We start from the raw sequence: 16179 nt of genomic DNA, 5'->3' as shown, positions 1-16179 counted from the left end.
CTTGGACGAATGTTCCCTTACCGCCAGGCGACGGGGTCGACGTCGAGCCATGGCGCTTCGGCGATGGCCGCCGGTGTCAGCCCGGCGAACGACCGTGCATCGCGGTGCAGATGCGACTGATCGGCGTAGCCGCAGGCGTAGGCCACCTCGCCCGGCGCGCTGCCGGTGGCGAGCCGGTGCGCGGCATCGTCGAACCTGATCAGTTGTGCGGCGCGTTTGGGGCGCAGGCCGGTCTGCGCGCCGAACCTCGACCACAGCCGCTTGCGGCTCCAGCCGATCTCGTCGGCGATGCGGTCGACCCGAACCTGGCCGTGGCTGCGCAGCATCGCGTGCCACGCCGCGGCGACCTCGGGATCCGCGGCGGGCCCTGATTCGCGGCGCCGGGCGAATTCCGTTGTGGCGATGGCAAACCGCTCGTCCCACGACGGAGCCGCGTGGAGCCGCTCGCACAGGCGTTGGGCGCCCGGGCCCCAGACCGCGTCGAGGGGGATGACGCCCGTCGGGTCGGAGCCGCCGAACACCGCGTAGGCAAGCAATGGTGACAGCCGGATTTGCAGGCAGTCGACGTCGCGGCCGACCGCGGTCAACGTGCCGGGTGCCGGACCGACGACACCACCGCCGGTGCGGCGCGTGCCGGACGCGTCGACCAGCGCACCGTCACCGAACTCGATGAACACCGTCACGGCGGGGTAGGGAACGAGCTGCAGCGCGAGCTGTATCGGGGCCCGGCCGCGGAACCCTGCCATGGCCAGGCCCGGCTGCCGGTGCGCCGGAATCGCGAGGTCCCACACGGTGGCACTCAGCCGCCCCGTGCTCGCCGTCATGCCTCGATGGTATGCGCGGCCCGGGCTTGCCGAGGGTTGTCGACACAGCCGGATCCGGACTCCGTAAGGTGACCCTGTAACACCGTTACGGAACACCGGATCAGCAGAGGTGGACAGTTGAGAACCGTATTGATCGACGCCCCCGGCAACGTCTACGTCGATACCGTGCCCGACCCGGTGCTGCCCGGGCCGGACGGCGCCGTCGTCCAGATCACCACGGCGGCGATCTGCGGATCGGACCTGCATTTCTACGAAGGTGACTACCCGCTGGCCACACCGCTGGCGCTCGGCCACGAGGCCATCGGCACCGTCGTCGAGGTGGGTGCGGAGGTTCGCACCGTCAAAGTCGGTGACCCGGTATTGATTTCGTCGGTGGCGGGCTGCGGCCACTGCGTCGGCTGCGACACGAAGGACCCGATCACCTGTGTGTCAGGCCCGCAGATCTTCGGTTCCGGCGTGCTCGGCGGCGCCCAGGCCGAATTGCTCGCCGTGCCGTACGCGGATTTCCAGTTGCACCGGCTGCCAAGCGATCTCAGCACCGAGGCCGCCCTGTTGCTCACCGACAACCTCGCCACCGGCTGGGCTGCGGCGCAGCGCGCCGACATCCCGCCGGGCGGCACGGTCGTCGTGTTCGGTCTGGGTGCGGTCGGCCTGTGTGCGGTGCGCTGCGCCATCGCGCAGGGTGCGGGTCAGGTGTTCGCCGTCGACCCCGTCGAGGGGCGCCGCGAGTTGGCCGCCCGCAGCGGAGCCACCGCGATCACCCCCGACCAGATCGGTGCCGTCCACGAAGCGACGGGCGGCAGGGGAGCGGCCTCGGTGATTGACGCCGTCGGCAACGACACCACCATGAACGCGGCGCTGGCCGCGGTGCGCGCCGGCGGCACGGTGTCGGTGGTCGGCGTGCACGACCTCAACCCGTTCCCGTTCCCCGCGACACTGTCGCTCATCCGCAGCATCACCCTGCGCATGACGACGGCGCCGGTGCAGCAGACCTGGCCCGCGCTGATCCCGCTGCTGCGGACGGGTCGACTCGACGTCGACGGCATCTTCACCCATGCCATGTCGCTCGATGACGCGCCCAAGGCCTACGCCGCCGTCGCGGCGCGGACCGCGGATTGCATCAAGGTCACGCTGACCCCGTAGCGATGATGGCCAATCAGGAGACCCTGGACCTCGCGCTGCCGCGCCTGCGCATGCGGGCGTTGGCGTGGGGTCCGGCCGACGGGCGATTGATGTTGTGCCTGCACGGATTTCCGGACAGCGCACATGGCTGGCGGCGGGTCGCGCCGCTGCTGGCGGAAGCGGGCTACCGCGTCGTGGCGCCCTTCATGCGCGGCTACGCACCGAGCGGTGTGCCGGCGGACGGCAACTATCACGTCGGGGCCCTGGTGTCCGACGTGCTGGACCTCTACGACGCACTGGGTGGTGGGCCCGACGCCGTGCTGGTGGGACACGACTGGGGTGCCTTCGCCGCCAATGCCGTTGCCGCGTACCCGAATTCGCCGTTCGATTCGGTGGTTTCGATGTCGGTCCCGCCGCTGGCGGCGATGAGCCAGACCCGGTTCAGTGCTGCCCGCACCGTCCGGATGAGCCTGATCCAACTCCGAATGAGTTGGTACATCATGTACTTTCAGCTTCCCGGCCTGCCGGAGCGCACTCTGCACCGGGTCATCCCGCGGCTCTGGCGAGACTGGTCTCCGGCCGGAACTGATGTGTCCGACGACGTCGCCACCACGCTGGCCGCGCTGCCGACCCCCGCGCATCGGGCCGCTGTGGTCGGCTACTACCGGGCACTGGTTCGTCCCGGCGGCGTCAACGGGCCGTATGCCGAGTTCGAGCGGTATCTGCAGGAACTGCCGTGCGCCCCGATCCTGTACTTGCACGGGACGCAGGACGGCGCGATGCAGGTCGGCTACACCGAGCAGCTGCTGAATGCCCTGCCTGCCGGGTCGGTGGTCCAAACCATCGATGGCGCAGGGCATTTCCTGCAGGTCGACCGCCCGGCCGAGGTGGCCGCGGCGATTCTGGACTACGTCGGGAATTGAACGGAAGGCAACCGACCATGCGGGTACAACTCCAGATCGACGGCGCACCCCAGCGGGCCGCCGAGCACGCGCGCGAGCTGGCCGGCCTTGGCGCCGACGGGGTGTTCACCTTCGAAGGCCCGCACGACGTCTTCCTGCCACTGGTCGCGGCGGCCGGCGCGGCCGAGGTGGACCTGATGACCAACGTCGCGATCGCCGGCCCACGCAGTCCGCTGCATCTCGCGCACGCCGCCTACGACCTGCAGGTGTACAGCGGCGGACGCTTCCGGCTGGGCCTGGGCTCACAGATCAAGGTGCACATCGAAAAACGTTACGGCGCACAATGGGCCAAACCCGCCGAACGCATGGCCGAGACAGTTACGGCGATCAAGGCGATCTTCGACTGCTGGGAAGGCAAGGCGCCGTTGAATTTTCGCGGCAAGCATTTCACCCACACGCTCATGCCGCCGAACTTCAACCCCGGGCCCAACCCCTACGGGCCACCGGCCGTGCTCATGGGCGCGCTGGGGCCGATCATGACCCGCACCGCCGCCCAGGTTGCCGACGGGCTGCTGGTGATGCCGTTCCACAGTGCCCGGCATTTCGCCGACCGCACCCTGGCGGCAGTGGGGGAGGGACTGCAGCGCGCCGGGCGCGCACCGGGTGACCTGGAGATCATCGCGCAGGCCATGGTGGCGGTGGGGCGTACCGAGGAGGACCTGACCGCGGCGATCAACGGCGTCGCGACGCTGATCGCGTTCTACGGGTCCACACCCGCCTACCTGCCGGTGCTGGAGACCGAGGGGTGGGCCGACCTGCAGTCGACGCTCAACGCCATGTCCAAGGTCGGTGACTTCGCCGGCATGCGGGCGTTGATCAGCGACGACATGGTCCGGACTATCGGCATCGTCGGTACGCCGGAGGAGTGCGCCGCCGAGATCGGACGCCGATTCGGCGCACACGTCGACGAAATCTGTTGCTACTTCCCGGGTTACGAACAGCGACCCGAGGACGTGCAGGACCTGGTCACCGCGCTGCACGCGCTATGAAAACGGCGTGATTCGTAGCGGTCACCGCTACGAATCACGCCGAAATCAGGAAGCGGACTACGGCGCCTGGACCCAGTTCCAGACGTTCAGATCGCCCTTGGGGTAGCTCTGGCAGACGTCGGTGGCCTTGGCCACGACGCCCTTGTTGTTGAAGAAGATCTTCGCCCAGTTGCCCCAGTGGGTGGCCACCTGCTCGTAGTAGATGTTGGTGGCGGTGTCCTCGGAGTACTGCCGGCGGCCCACGGCGTCCAGCGAGAAGAACCAGTGGATGCGGTCCTGGGCCATCTGCTGGATGTCGGCCGGGCGGTTGTGCATGTCGATCATGTACCGCGAGAAGTAGACCGGGCTGGTGTCGCGGGCGGCGGCCAGGTACTGCTCGGCATCACAGGTGGTGATGATGATCCGGTGGGGGATGGGGTAGTCGTCGGTGGCATCGGCGGCCGCCGGTCCGGCGAGCGTCGTCGCGACCGCGCCCAGGGCTGCGACCGCGGTACCGGCGCGCTTCAGGCCACGCATGATCTGGACCATAGTCTGTACTCCTGTTTCCTAGATACCTGTGCTGCTGGAGGCTGATTGCAGTTCGCCGGCCTGCTTGGGCTGCGGCCACGGCTCGGGCACCGGACGCTGACGCACGCGCTGCGGCCACCAGAACCACTTGCCCATCAGGGCGGCGATAGCCGGCGTCATCAGAGATCGGATGATCAACGTGTCGAACAACAGACCCAGACCGATGGTTGTTCCCACCTGACCGACCACGTGCAGCTCGCTGACCGCCATGGACATCATGGTGAAGGCGAAGACCAGACCGGCCGAGGTGACCACGGAACCGGTGCCGCCCATCGACCGGATGATGCCGGTGTTGAGCCCGGCGTGGATCTCCTCCTTGAACCGGGCGACCAGCAACAGGTTGTAGTCCGCGCCGACGGCCAGCAGGATGATGACCGCCATCGCGATGACCATCCAGTGCAGGTTGAGCCCGATCAGGTGCTGCCACACCAGAACCGACAGACCGAAGGACGCGCCCAGCGACAGCACCACGGTGCCGACGATGACCGCGGCGGCCACCACCGATCGGGTGATGATCAACATGATCGCGAAAATCAGTGCGAGGGCGGAGATTCCGGCGATCAGCAGGTCGTAGTCAGCGCCCTCCTGCAGATCCTTGAAGGTCGCCGCGGTGCCGCCGAGGTAGATCTTGGAGCCCTCCATGGGAGTGCCCTTGATGGCCTCCTTGGCGGCGTTCTTGATCGCGTCGATGTGCGAGATGCCTTCGGCGCTCATCGGTTCGCCCTCGTGCGAGATGATCAGCCGCACTGCTTTGCCGTCTGGCGAGATGAAGTTCTTCATGCCGCGCTTGAATTCGGCGTTGTCGAAGACCTCGGGCGGCAGGTAGAACGAGTCATCGTTGCGGGAGTTGTCGAACGCCTCGCCCATGGCGCTCGCGTTGTCCTGCTGCGCCTGCATCTGATCCTGCAGACCCTTCTGGGTCTGGTACATGGTCAGCATGTATTGCTTCATGTTGGTCATCGTCGAGATCATCTCGGGCATCAACGCGACCATCTGAGGCATCAGCTTGTCGAGCTTCAACATGTCCGGCATCAGGTTCTGGATGTCGTCGGTCATGGTGTCGATACCGTCGAGGGTGTCGAAGACCGAGCGCATGGTCCAGCAGACCGGGATGTCGTAGCAGTGCGGTTCCCAGTAGAGGTAGTTGCGGATCGGCCGGAAGAAGTCGTCGAAGTCCGAGATGTGGTCGCGCAGGTCGGCCACATCCAGGGTCATCGTCACCATCTTGCCGACCATGCTGTGCGTCGTGGCCGCCATTTGGGTGGTGATGCCCTGCATCTTCTTCATCGTGTCGATGTTGACCTGCATGTCGTTGGCCTGCTTGAGCATGTTGGCCATCGAGTCCTGCGCGTACTTCTCGTTCATCTTCTGCGAGGTGCCGCTCATGCTCATCAGGAACGGGATCGAGGTGTGCTCGATCGGCTTGCCCTCGGGACGGGTGATGGTCTGCGACCTGGAGACCCCGGGGACCTTGAAGATGGCCTTGGCGATCTTGTCGATCACCAGGAAGTCGGCGGAGTTGCGCAGATCGTGGTCGCTCTCGATGAGCATCAACTCGGGGTTCATCCGGGCCGGCGAGAAGTGCCGGTCCGCCGCGGCGTAGCCCTCGTTGGCGGGGATGTCGGCGGGCAGGTACAGGCGGTCGTTATAGGCGGGCTGGTAGCCCGGCAGCGTCAGTAGGCCGACCAGGGACAGCGCGATGGTGCCGACCAGGATGGGGGCCGGCCAGCGGACCACTGCGGCACCGACCTTGCGCCAGCCGCGAACCCGCATCGCGCGCTTGGGCTCGAGCGTCTTGCGGAACCGGCTGGCCAGCGAAATCACGGCCGGACCCAGGGTCAGCGCGGCGAGCACCACGGTGACCATGCCGATGGACAGCGGGACGCCCAGTGACACGAAGTACGGCATCCGGGTGAAATGCAGGCAGAACGTGGCGCCCGCAACGGTCAGACCCGAACCCAGCACGACGTGGGCCGTGCCCTCGAACATCGTGTAGTACGCCTCTTCGCGGGACTCGCCGGCGCCGCGGGCTTCCTGGTACCGGCCGATCAGGAAGATGGCGTAGTCGGTGGCCGCTGCGATGGCCAGGGTGACCAAGAGGTTGGTCGCGAAGGTCGACAGGCCGATGATGTCGTAGTAGCCCAGTGCCGCGACGACGCCCTGCGCCGCGGACAGCTCGAGCACCACCATCAGCAAGGTGAGCAGCACGGTGATGAACGACCGGTACACCAGCAGCAGGGTGACGATGATGACCAGGAACGTGACGCCCTCGATCATCTTGACGCTGCGATCACCGGCGATGTGCTGGTCGGCGGCCAACGCTGCCGGGCCGGTGACGTAGACCTTCAGGTCGGGCGGCGTCTTGATGCTCTTGATGATGTCCTGCGCGGCCTGAACGGATTCGTTGGCCAGCGCCTCACCTTGGTTGCCGCGCAGGTAGACCTGCACATAGGCGGCCTTGCCGTCGTTGCTCTGGGAGCCGGCCGCGGTCAGCGGGTCGCTCCAGAAGTCCTGGACGTGTTCGACGTGCGAGGTGTCGGCCTCGAGCTTCTTGATCATCTCGTCGTAGTAGGCGTGTGCCTCTGCGCCGAGATGTTGATCGCCTTCCAGCACGACCATCACCGAGCTGTTCGACTTGTATTCCTGGAACACCTCGCCGACGCGCTTGGCCGCGATCACCGAGGCGGCCTGGTCCGGCGACATCGAGACCGAGCGCATCTTGCCGACCTCGTCCAGCGACGGCACGGCGGTCCCGAGCACGACGATGACGCCGATCCAGAACAGGATCACCGGGATCGCGAAGGTACGCAGGAACCGTGGGATCAAGGGCCGGTGGGGCTTTTCAGCCTTCGGGATGACCGCAGTCGGTGCGTCCGCGTAGTTGTCGGAGGTGGGATGGCTCATGCAGATTTCACCAGGCAGAAGGTTTGGGCGTGCACGCCGGTGGAGGTGCGGGTGTCTTTGAGTTCGTCGTCGACGTGGACGGTGCAGGTGATGGAGTCACCGTCGCCTTGGGCGACGATGTTCGGCGACGCTGCCGGTGCGGTGGTGGACAGGACGAGTTTCCAGGGCAGCATGGCGTGGTCGACGCGTTGCGGTTTGGCGTCCAGGTCGAGGTAGTTGATGTCGGCGTAGGCGCCGGGTTCGCCGGTGATCTCGTAGGTGACGACCTTGGGCTTGAACGGTTTGGCGTCGTCGGCGAAGTTGCGCGGGGTGACGATGACGGGGTTCTGGCCGAAGTAGCCGCGCACGCGCTGCACGGTGAAACCGGCGACGAGGGCCACGGCGAGGATGAGCAGCGGGATCCACGCCTTCTTGAGCGCAGTGCCGATCACGCTGCGAACACCATGGTCGACTGCACTTGCTGCTCCCCGCTTCCGGACCCTGACCGCGACAGATTAGGTCATTTAAGTGTTAGATTAGACCAGTTAAGTTAATCATGGGAAACCTTCGCTGTGGGTGGCTCGTATCACCGTAGCCGGTAGTGCGCAGCGGATCGAACCAAATACGCAGCAGTTCAATGGGATTGAACATGCGGCGACGACTGTTCAGGGAGCAGGGGCAGATGGCAACCAGCACGAATAGACTCCGTCACATGAAGGCACGCACTCTGGTCGCAGTTGCGGGCGCCGCGGCGGCAGCAATCACCATGGCCGTCCCTGCTCAGGCCGACCCCGACACCGATTTCGCCAACCAGCTGCACACCTATGGAATCTACGGTCCCAAGGACTACAACGCCTGGATCGGCAAGATCACCTGCCAGCGGCTCGACAACAACGTCGACCACAGCGCCACCGACTCGGCGGCGTTCCTGAAGAAGAACCTGCCCCGTAACAGCAGCTCGGAGCAGCAGGTCTACCAGTTCCTCAACGCCGCGTTCGACACGTACTGCCCCGAGAAGCACGACCTGCTGGTCGCGCTCGCGCACTAGTTCCGGGCATCGGCCCTGACGGTGCGTCAGTGCACCGTCAGCGCCGAGACGTCCCAGATGTCGTCGCAGTATTCGGTGATGGCGCGGTCTGACGAGAACTTGCCGCTGCGCGCGGTGTTCAGGATCGACATCCGGGTCCACGCTGCGGTGTTGTGCCACGCGGCGTCGACCCGGTCCTGGCAGGCGACATACGACGCGTAGTCGGCGAGCACCAGGAACGGGTCGTCGAAACGCAGCGAATCGACCAGCGGCCGGAACACGTCCGTGTCGCGGTCGGAGAATGTGCCGTCGGCGATCAGGTCCAGGGCCGCACGCAGCTCGGCATCCCCCTCGATGTAGTCGCCCGGCCGGTACCCGGCCGCCTTCACTTTCTCGACCTCGGCTTCGGTCAGCCCGAACAGGAAGAAGTTGTCCGCGCCCACCTCGTCGCGCATCTCGACGTTGGCGCCATCCAGGGTGCCGATCGTCAGCGCCCCGCTGAGCATGAACTTCATGTTTCCGGTGCCGGAGGCTTCCTTGCCCGCCGTGGATATCTGTTCGGAAAGATCCGCGGCCGGGTAGATCAGGTGCGCGTTCTGCACGTTGAAGTTGGGCACGAACGCGACCTTGATGAACCGGCTCACCACCGGGTCGTCGTTCACCGTCTCAGCCACCGCGTTGATCAGCTTGATGATGCGTTTGGCCATGAAGTACCCCGGTGCAGCCTTGCCGCCGAAGACGAACGCGCGCGGTGCGATTTTCAGGTCCGGGTTCTGCTTGAGCCGGTGGTACAGGGTGGCGATGTGCAGCACGTTGAGGTGCTGCCGCTTGTATTCGTGAATCCGCTTGACCTGAATGTCGAAGAGCCAATCCGGGTTCAGCTCGACACCGGTGGTGCCCTGGATATAGTCCGCCAGCCGGGTCTTGTTGGCCCGCTTGACCGCGCGCCACTGCCTGCCGAAGGCGACGTCGTCGGCGAACGGGTCCAGTTCACGGAGCTTGCCCAGGTCCGTCAGCCAGCCCGGGCTGATCGTCTTGTCGAGCAGATCCCGCAAGCCCGGATTGGCCAGGGCCAGGAACCGGCGCGGCGTGACGCCGTTGGTCTTGTTGCTGAACCGTTCCGGCCACAGCTCGTAGAAGTCCTTGAGGACACTGGCTTTCAGCAGTTCGGTGTGCAGCGCGGCGACGCCGTTGATCGCGTGGCTGCCGACTGTGGCCAGGTGCGCCATCCGCACGTTCTTGCCGTTGTCCTCGCCGATCAGCGACATGCGGCGCAGGCGGTCCGTGTCACCAGGGAACTTCGCGGAGACCTCATCGAGGAAGCGCCGGTTGATCTCGTAGATGATCTCGAGATGGCGGGGCAGTGACTCTTTGAACATGGCCAACGGCCAGGTTTCGAGCGCCTCGGGCAGCAGCGTGTGGTTCGTGTAGGCCAAGGTTGCGACGGTGATGGCCCAGGCCTCGTCCCAGCCGAGCCCGCGCGTGTCGACCAGCAACCGCATGAGTTCCGCGACGGCGATCGAGGGGTGGGTGTCGTTCAGCTGCAGGGCGAACTGCTGCGGCAGCGCTTCAACGGACAGCTCCGCCAAATCTTCCAGGATGTGCAGGATGTCCTGCAGCGAGCACGACACGAAGAAGTACTGCTGCAACAGCCGCAGCCGCTTGCCGGCCTCCGGCTCGTCGTTGGGGTAGAGCACCTTGGTGACGGTTTCGGAGCTCACCTCGTCCTCGACCGCGCGATAGTAGTCGCCGCTGTTGAAGGCGTCGAGCGCGAACGATTCGATGGCCCGCGCACTCCACAACGTCAGGGTGTTGCAGGTGTTGACGCCGTAGCCCTGGATCGGGGTGTCGAACGAAATGCCTTTGAGCACCTGGCGGGGAATCCAGCGCACGCGGTAGTCGCCGTTGTCGTCGAGGTAGGCCTCGGTGTACCCGCCCCACTGCACCGGGTAGTTGACGTCGGGCTTGGCGATTTCCCACGGGTTTCCGTTGACCAGCCAGTTGTCGGTCTTCTCGACCTGCCAGCCGTTCCGGATTTCCTGCTTGAAGATGCCGAACTCGTACCGGACGCCGTAGCCGATGGCCGGGCGTTCCAGGGTGGCCAGTGAATCCAGGTAGCACGCCGCCAGCCGGCCCAGCCCGCCGTTGCCCAGTCCCGGCTCCTCCTCGCAGGCCAGTACCTCGTCGAGGTCGTGGCCGAGCGCGGCGAGGGCTTCCCGGGCCTGCCGCTCGATGCCGAGATTGAGCAGGTTGTTGCCAAGTTGCGGGCCCATCAGGAACTCGGCGGACAGGTAGCACGTGACCTTCCGGGACAGGTCCAGGAACGCCTGCGTGCTGGCCATCCAGCGTTCCTGCATGCGGTCTCGCACCGCGAGTGACAGCGCGCGGTAGTAGTGCTCGGGCGTCAGCACCGACGCCGGCCGGCCGATGGAGTAGAGCAGGTGGTCCTCGACCGCCTGGCGCAGTTCGTCGGTGTGCAGTCCGGCGCGGATGTCCCGGTCGTCAGCGGCGTCGAAGTGGGTCATTCACGGATTGAACCGCTCTGGCACGACCACCACGTGAACACCGGCTGACGGTTCACCGCCGACCTGTCAGGCCGGGCCCTTGCCGTTGTCGACGCGGTACACCGAACCGTGAATCGCGGCGGCGTCGTCGCTGGCCAGGAACGCGATGACGTTCGCGACATCGCGCGGCTCCATGAAGCCACGCGGAGCGGCGATCCGCATGATCAGATCCCAGTCGGCGTTCTCTGGTGCCGCGAATTCGGTGACCTGCGCGGTCAGCATGCCACCCGGGCACACCGCGTTGACCCGCAGTTTTTCCTTCGTGTATTCCACGGCCAGCGCCCGCGTCAGCCCGATCAGCCCATGCTTGGCGGCGCAGTAACCGGCCGAGTAGATCTCGCCTTCGACGCCCGCGATCGAGGAGACGTTGACGATGTTGCCGCCGTTCTCCAGCAGCTGCGGCAGCGCCGCCCGGGTCAGGTAGAACGGGCCGTTCAGGTTCACCGCGAGGTCGCGGTCCCAGTCGTCGTCGGTCATCGACAGGGTGTGCCGCATGACGTGGAAGCCGGCGACGTTGACCAGCACGTCCAGCCGGCCGAATTCGGCGATGCAGTCCTCGACCGCCTGGCGGCAGGCGTCGGCCGTGCTGATGTCCACCGCGGAGAACGCGCCGCCGGGCTCGTCGCCGTAGGCGTCGGCGAACACCGTTGCCATCCGCTCGGCATCGCGCGCGATACCGAAGACCGATGCGCCGCGTTCGGCGAAAACCTTGACCGTGGCGGCGCCCAAGCCGGCTGAGGCGCCCGTGATCAATGCAACTTTCCCGCTGAGTGAACTCATACGGTGACTTTCTCACGCCGCGGACGAGTCGCCTGCGATACTCAGGCGGTGAAAATGAAACGTGTTCTCGCTATCGTTTCGAGTCTTGGTTTCGCCGCAGCGGGCGCACTCTTCTCGGCAGCTGCGCCGGCGCATGCAGACATCCGGCTGCCCGAGGGGATCTACACCTTCATCCAGGAGGGCACGCCGATCAGCGTGTGGACCATCTATCCGGTCTGCGCCCCGACGGTCGGCGATCTGCGCAACAACATGGAACTGCCAGTGGGTTGCCTCGTGCACATTGGGTCCGACCAGTACGGCGCAACCTACGGCGGCGACGCCCGGCAGACCGGCGGCGAGGGGCACTGGGCGTTCACCCAGACCGACCTCCAGGGCTTCAAGTGCCCGGACGGATCCAAGTCCAAGGTCGTCGAGAACTACGAGTTCGAGGACACCAACTGGACCGGAACCCGGACCATCATGAACGCCGAACAGTGCGGCGTGCAGGCGGCCATGGTGAAGAAATCCTTCCGACTGGAATTCCAGAAGCCGCTGCCGATTCCGGTGCAGCAGTACCCGCTGTTCTGCGACCCCAATGACGGTCTGAAGCGCTGCCGCTGACGGACGTCAGTCCGAACCCGACTCCTCGGCGACGGCGGCGGCCGCTTCGTCGATGATGGCGCGCATCGCGCGTTCGGCGCCGGCCGGATCGCGCAACCGCACGGCGCGGGCCACTTCGTCGTGCAGCGCGATGGCGGCCGGGTTGGGGGAGTCGGGCATCATGCCGTGGTGGGTGCGTCCGGCGAGGATCTCGGAGACCACCGCGTTCAGCGCGCGGAACATCTCGTTGCCGCTGGCCTCCAACAGGGTCTGATGAAAGATCTTGTCCGCCTGAAGATATGCGGCGAGGTCGCCGTCGCGACCGTGCACAGCCATGTCCGACACGGCGGCGGCCATGATGCGGCACTGGTGTGGATTCGCGCGCTCGGCGGCCAATGCGGCCGCCACCGGTTCGAACCCGCGGCGTAGCTCCGACAACGACACCAGTTGCGCGGCTCGATCGCCCGAATCGAGTCGCCAGCGAATCAGTCTGGGGTCGAACACATTCCAATTCGCCGCGGGCTGAATGGTGATCCCGACCCGGCGGCGCGAGGCGACCATCCCCATCGATTCGAGGACCCGGATCGCTTCCCGCACGACACTGCGGGAGACCCCGTGTTGTGCGCTCACGCCTTCGAGGGTGATGACCTCGCCCGGGGCGTAGGTACCGGATACCACCGCGGTCCCCAGCGCGCCCAGCACGTTGTCGTGCAGAGCGCTGACGTTTGAGGGCGTAACCACGCATAACATCCTGTCATAACTCTGCCCCGCCGGGCTTAAAACTCATCTATTTCGATTGGGTCTTGAAATAGTCTGACTTTTGAGCCACGCTGTGTGAGTCAAACCACAGCAAGGGCGGGTGTAGTAGATGCCATCACCGATCGTCGTCATGGGCGTTTCCGGATCCGGCAAGTCGACCGTCGGCGCGGCGCTCGCGCAGCGGTTACGCGTGCCGTTCGCCGATGCGGACGACTTCCACCCGGCCGCCAACATCGCGAAGATGGCGGCCGGTCACCCGCTGAACGACGACGACCGCCGACCCTGGCTCGAGACCATCGGGCGATGGCTCGGGGAGCACTGCGGCGATGGCGGCGTGATGAGCTGTTCGGCCCTCAAGTACCAGTACCGCGTCCAGCTGCGCAGTCACTGCCCGGGCACGCAATTCCTGCACCTGTTCGGCACCCCCGAGGTCATCGGTGCCCGGCAGGCCAGCCGGCCGGGCCACTTCATGCCGGCGTCGCTGCTGGCCTCACAGTTCGAGACCCTGGAACCACTGCGCGCCGACGAGGCCGGCGTCGTCATCGACGTCGGGCAGAGCATCGATTCGATTGTCGACGAATACATTTCACGCACCGGAGGCGATCACCGGGGCGAGCGGAGCGACGGGGAGAACATCTGATGTACACCTCATTCCTGGCCGACGCGCCCAAACTCGTCGAGCCCGTCGCCTCGGCCACCCAGCTGATCCTGGCGTTCGTCGTCGGCATCAGCGTCATCGTCGTACTCATCACGCTGGTCAAACTGCACCCGTTCCTGGCGCTCATCTTCGGTGGCCTGACGGTGGGACTGACAGCCGGAGAAAACCTCACCGCTGTCCTCAAATCGTTCTCCGACGGCTTCGGCGCCACCGCGGCCGGTGTGGGCATCCTGATCGCCCTCGGCGCGATGTTCGCCAAACTGCTCGCCGACTCGGGCGGGGCCGACGAGATCGTCGACACCATCGTCGGTGCCGCCTCGCCCCGCGCCCTGCCCTGGGCGATGGCGCTGGTGGGCGCGATCATCGGGCTGCCGATGTTCTTCGAGATCGGTCTGGTGCTGCTGATGCCGGTCATCTATCTGGTGGCCCGACGCTCGCAGCAGTCGCTGATCACCATCGGCATCCCGGCGCTGGCGGGCCTGTCGGCCATGCACGGTTTCGTACCGCCACATCCGGGGCCGCTGACCGCTGTCGGGCTGCTCAATGCGGACCTCGGTGTCACGCTCGGGCTCGGGGTGCTCGTCGCCGTTCCGACGATCGTCGTCGCGGGCCCGCTGTTCGGTCGGCTGGCCGGAAAGTGGGTCGTCGTCGCGGCACCGGACACCTTCGACACCGATCCGGAAGCCCTTCGGGCACACGGCAAACGACCACGCTTCAGCGTCACGCTGTGCTCGGTGTTGCTGCCGGTCGCGCTGATGCTGGGCAAGGCCCTCGTCGACATCTTCATCGACGACAAGACGCAGTGGTTCCGCCGGATCTTCGACGCGGTGGGCACCCCGCTGGTCGCGCTGCTCATCGCTGTCGTGGTCGGCACCGTCACCCTCGGCCGCGGTGCAGGGATGGATCGCGCGGCGGTCACCAAGTGCATCGAGTCGAGCCTGCCCCCGGTCGCGGGCATCTTCCTGATCGTCGCCGCCGGCGGCGGATTCAAACAGGTTCTGGTGGACACCGGTATCGGCACGATGCTGGCGCGCTGGGCCGAAGGCGTGCACATCTCCGTGCTCGTGCTGGCGTGGGTGCTCGCGGTCCTGATCCGGCTGGCCACCGGGTCGGCCACCGTCGCCACCATCACGGCGTCGTCGCTGATTCTGGGCCTGGTCCACGGGATGGACTCCGGCGAGCTGTCGTTGGTGGTGCTGGCCGTCGGTGCCGGCTCGCTGTTCTTCTCGCACGTGAACGACGCGGGCTTCTGGTTGGTCAAGGAGTACTTCAAGCTCAGCGTCGGCCAGACGATCAAGACCTGGTCGATCATGGAGACCGTGCTGTCAGTGTCGGGTCTGGCTGCAGTCCTGATCCTGGATATCTTCGTCTAGCTCAGCGCAGCTGTTTCTGAACGACGATGTGCGCCACGGGAATCGGCATCGGGCGCGGCGCGGCGGACAGCAGGTCGACCAGCGCGGCCTCCAGGGCGTCGGAGAGCCGACATCGTCGCGCCGGGTCAGTCGGGTCCAACGCGTCCAGGAGCGTGTCGAACACCGCCGCTCTGGTGAACCCGACCCAGCTCTTCGCGAAAGCCGTTGCGTCACCATCATTCTGGTATTGAAGCCAGAAGCGGTCCGGCTCGTCGGCAACCGTCAGGTGAGTGATCTGCAGCCGCTCGAAGCGCCCCGACGGGGCGAAGGGCGACCGGAAGTCGGCTTCACTGCGGCCCACGATCGGCAGCTGCATGCGCCGCAGTTCGTCGTCGGTGACCAGCCGTTGCACCCGTAGCTCGGCCAGCGCATGCATGATCCCGTCGAAAAGCGGCTCGAGACCGGGGCGTCCGTCGTCGTGCTGCCCCATCGTCATTATGACCAGGCGCCCACCCGGACTCAACTCACGGCCGCGGAACGCGATGAATTCGTGCCAGTCGTGCGCCGCCTGCCGGGCGCACGCGGCGCGCACCTGGGCGTCGGCGCTGAAGGATGCCTGGACGTGATCGGGGATGTCGGCCGGCATACGGCTGAGCCAGTGGATGGCCCATGCCGACCATCCCACGTGCACACCGTCCGACGGCAGAATCTGGCTGAGATACGAACGCCCCACCGCCGAGGCGTACGTGGCCCGGTCGGTGCGCAGGTAGCTGAACGGGTCGTCGCGCAGGGTCCGGAACAGGGCGCTGAAATCGTTGTCGGGGATATCGGTGTGCGTCACCACGATGGGATGCTCGGGCCGGATGCGTTTGCGCAAGGCGGCGATGCCCGCGCCGATCGGCAGCAGGCCGTTGTGCGCGTTGCCCGAGCCGTACTCGGCGATCACCACCGGCTGCGGTGCCGCCGGGAGCGGCACCTCGGCGGCGGCCTGTTCGAAAAGCTTTGTGGCCGTGCGGAGTCCGACGGTCTGCAGGCGCGAGCTCCCGAGCGGGTCGGGCTGCACCACCACGCTGGACTCGGGCATGTCTCACGGTAGCGCCTCAACCGCCTGAG

General features: G+C 66.2%; 15 protein-coding genes. 7 read left to right on the top strand and 8 right to left on the bottom strand.

Features of this window, described 5'->3' with window-relative positions; genetic code table 11:
• Positions 1–17 precede the first annotated feature (17 nt).
• Entirely contained in the window at positions 18–824 is an 807-nt protein-coding gene (locus ACNO8X_RS21945) for a helix-turn-helix domain-containing protein (RefSeq protein WP_418002697.1), read from the bottom strand.
• Positions 825–941: 117 nt separating this feature from the next.
• Here ACNO8X_RS21945 and ACNO8X_RS21940 point away from each other — a divergent pair, with 117 nt between their 5' ends.
• From ACNO8X_RS21940 to ACNO8X_RS21930, 3 genes are read left to right on the top strand one after another with little or no spacing between them, the layout of a single operon-like run.
• The gene (locus ACNO8X_RS21940) at positions 942–1967 is read left to right on the top strand and encodes a zinc-binding dehydrogenase (protein WP_418002696.1); all 1026 of its coding nucleotides are present in this window, start codon (positions 942–944) and stop codon (positions 1965–1967) included.
• Between the two features lie 5 nt (positions 1968–1972).
• On the top strand, positions 1973–2869 hold the full coding sequence (locus ACNO8X_RS21935; RefSeq protein ID WP_418002695.1) for an alpha/beta fold hydrolase: 897 nt from the start codon (positions 1973–1975) through the stop codon (positions 2867–2869).
• Positions 2870–2886: 17 nt separating this feature from the next.
• On the top strand, positions 2887–3897 hold the full coding sequence (locus ACNO8X_RS21930) for a TIGR03617 family F420-dependent LLM class oxidoreductase (RefSeq protein WP_418002694.1): 1011 nt from the start codon (positions 2887–2889) through the stop codon (positions 3895–3897).
• 57 nt (positions 3898–3954) lie between these two features.
• Here the strand turns inward: ACNO8X_RS21930 and ACNO8X_RS21925 are convergent, their stop codons facing one another.
• Genes ACNO8X_RS21925 through ACNO8X_RS21915 form a run of 3 tightly spaced genes read right to left on the bottom strand, consistent with a single transcriptional unit; the run spans position 3955 to position 7799 of the window.
• A complete protein-coding gene (locus ACNO8X_RS21925) occupies positions 3955–4413 on the bottom strand; it encodes a DUF5078 domain-containing protein (RefSeq protein ID WP_418002693.1) in 459 nt (152 codons plus the stop codon).
• A gap of 30 nt (positions 4414–4443) precedes the next feature.
• On the bottom strand, positions 4444–7368 hold the full coding sequence (locus tag ACNO8X_RS21920) for an RND family transporter (protein ID WP_418002692.1): 2925 nt from the start codon (positions 7366–7368) through the stop codon (positions 4444–4446).
• Positions 7365–7799, bottom strand: coding sequence for an MmpS family protein (locus ACNO8X_RS21915; protein ID WP_260940947.1), 435 nt, complete (start codon positions 7797–7799; stop codon positions 7365–7367). Before ACNO8X_RS21915 ends, ACNO8X_RS21920 begins: the two co-directional genes overlap by 4 nt.
• Positions 7800–8059: 260 nt before the next feature.
• On the opposite strand from ACNO8X_RS21915, the gene ACNO8X_RS21910 reads away from it, so the two are divergent.
• A complete protein-coding gene (locus tag ACNO8X_RS21910) occupies positions 8060–8395 on the top strand; it encodes a DUF732 domain-containing protein (protein WP_043400571.1) in 336 nt (111 codons plus the stop codon).
• Between the two features lie 26 nt (positions 8396–8421).
• Here ACNO8X_RS21910 and ACNO8X_RS21905 read toward each other — a convergent pair whose 3' ends face one another.
• Together ACNO8X_RS21905 and ACNO8X_RS21900 are read right to left on the bottom strand one after the other, a co-directional pair.
• Positions 8422–10899 carry a glycogen/starch/alpha-glucan phosphorylase gene (locus ACNO8X_RS21905; RefSeq protein WP_418002691.1) on the bottom strand — a complete coding sequence of 826 codons (2478 nt, stop codon included), beginning with the start codon at positions 10897–10899 and terminating at the stop codon, positions 8422–8424.
• A 66-nt stretch (positions 10900–10965) separates the two neighbouring features.
• Positions 10966–11718: an SDR family NAD(P)-dependent oxidoreductase gene (locus ACNO8X_RS21900; protein WP_418002690.1), complete on the bottom strand. Its 753-nt coding sequence runs from the start codon at positions 11716–11718 to the stop codon at positions 10966–10968.
• 54 nt (positions 11719–11772) lie between these two features.
• Between ACNO8X_RS21900 and ACNO8X_RS21895 the strand changes: the two genes are divergently transcribed.
• Positions 11773–12318: a hypothetical protein gene (locus tag ACNO8X_RS21895; RefSeq protein WP_133764870.1), complete on the top strand. Its 546-nt coding sequence runs from the start codon at positions 11773–11775 to the stop codon at positions 12316–12318.
• A gap of 6 nt (positions 12319–12324) precedes the next feature.
• Here the strand turns inward: ACNO8X_RS21895 and ACNO8X_RS21890 are convergent, their stop codons facing one another.
• On the bottom strand, positions 12325–13038 hold the full coding sequence (locus tag ACNO8X_RS21890) for a FadR/GntR family transcriptional regulator (RefSeq protein ID WP_377042116.1): 714 nt from the start codon (positions 13036–13038) through the stop codon (positions 12325–12327).
• Between the two features lie 127 nt (positions 13039–13165).
• On the opposite strand from ACNO8X_RS21890, the gene ACNO8X_RS21885 reads away from it, so the two are divergent.
• Positions 13166–13696 (top strand): gluconokinase, encoded by a 531-nt coding sequence (locus ACNO8X_RS21885; RefSeq protein WP_418002689.1) that lies wholly within the window; start codon positions 13166–13168, stop codon positions 13694–13696.
• Entirely contained in the window at positions 13696–15087 is a 1392-nt protein-coding gene (locus ACNO8X_RS21880; RefSeq protein ID WP_418002688.1) for a GntP family permease, read from the top strand. The genes ACNO8X_RS21885 and ACNO8X_RS21880 overlap by 1 nt, the downstream gene beginning before the upstream one ends.
• Position 15088: 1 nt before the next feature.
• Here ACNO8X_RS21880 and ACNO8X_RS21875 read toward each other — a convergent pair whose 3' ends face one another.
• Positions 15089–16150 (bottom strand): SAM-dependent methyltransferase, encoded by a 1062-nt coding sequence (locus ACNO8X_RS21875; protein ID WP_418002687.1) that lies wholly within the window; start codon positions 16148–16150, stop codon positions 15089–15091.
• Between the last annotated feature and the right edge of the window lie 29 nt (positions 16151–16179).

Origin of the sequence: Mycobacterium sp. PDNC021, from assembly GCF_048282635.1 — a bacterium.
In the GTDB taxonomy this organism is placed as follows: Bacteria; Actinomycetota; Actinomycetes; order Mycobacteriales; family Mycobacteriaceae; genus Mycobacterium; species Mycobacterium llatzerense.
Note: the sequence above shows the minus strand (reverse complement) of the source record. Positions and strands in the feature narration are given on the sequence as shown.

What these genes read in the sequence shown, in the direction of transcription:
- ACNO8X_RS21945 (WP_418002697.1), bottom strand. Translation starts at nt 824, where the DNA reads ATGACGGCGAGCACGGGGCGGCTGAGTGCCACCGTGTGGGACCTCGCG.
- ACNO8X_RS21935 (WP_418002695.1), top strand. Translation starts at nt 1,973, where the DNA reads ATGGCCAATCAGGAGACCCTGGACCTCGCGCTGCCGCGCCTGCGCATG.
- ACNO8X_RS21930 (WP_418002694.1), top strand. Translation starts at nt 2,887, where the DNA reads ATGCGGGTACAACTCCAGATCGACGGCGCACCCCAGCGGGCCGCCGAG.
- ACNO8X_RS21925 (WP_418002693.1), bottom strand. Translation starts at nt 4,413, where the DNA reads ATGCGTGGCCTGAAGCGCGCCGGTACCGCGGTCGCAGCCCTGGGCGCG.
- ACNO8X_RS21920 (WP_418002692.1), bottom strand. Translation starts at nt 7,368, where the DNA reads ATGAGCCATCCCACCTCCGACAACTACGCGGACGCACCGACTGCGGTC.
- ACNO8X_RS21910 (WP_043400571.1), top strand. Translation starts at nt 8,060, where the DNA reads ATGAAGGCACGCACTCTGGTCGCAGTTGCGGGCGCCGCGGCGGCAGCA.
- ACNO8X_RS21905 (WP_418002691.1), bottom strand. Translation starts at nt 10,899, where the DNA reads ATGACCCACTTCGACGCCGCTGACGACCGGGACATCCGCGCCGGACTG.
- ACNO8X_RS21900 (WP_418002690.1), bottom strand. Translation starts at nt 11,718, where the DNA reads ATGAGTTCACTCAGCGGGAAAGTTGCATTGATCACGGGCGCCTCAGCC.
- ACNO8X_RS21895 (WP_133764870.1), top strand. Translation starts at nt 11,773, where the DNA reads ATGAAACGTGTTCTCGCTATCGTTTCGAGTCTTGGTTTCGCCGCAGCG.
- ACNO8X_RS21885 (WP_418002689.1), top strand. Translation starts at nt 13,166, where the DNA reads ATGCCATCACCGATCGTCGTCATGGGCGTTTCCGGATCCGGCAAGTCG.
- ACNO8X_RS21880 (WP_418002688.1), top strand. Translation starts at nt 13,696, where the DNA reads ATGTACACCTCATTCCTGGCCGACGCGCCCAAACTCGTCGAGCCCGTC.
- ACNO8X_RS21875 (WP_418002687.1), bottom strand. Translation starts at nt 16,150, where the DNA reads ATGCCCGAGTCCAGCGTGGTGGTGCAGCCCGACCCGCTCGGGAGCTCG.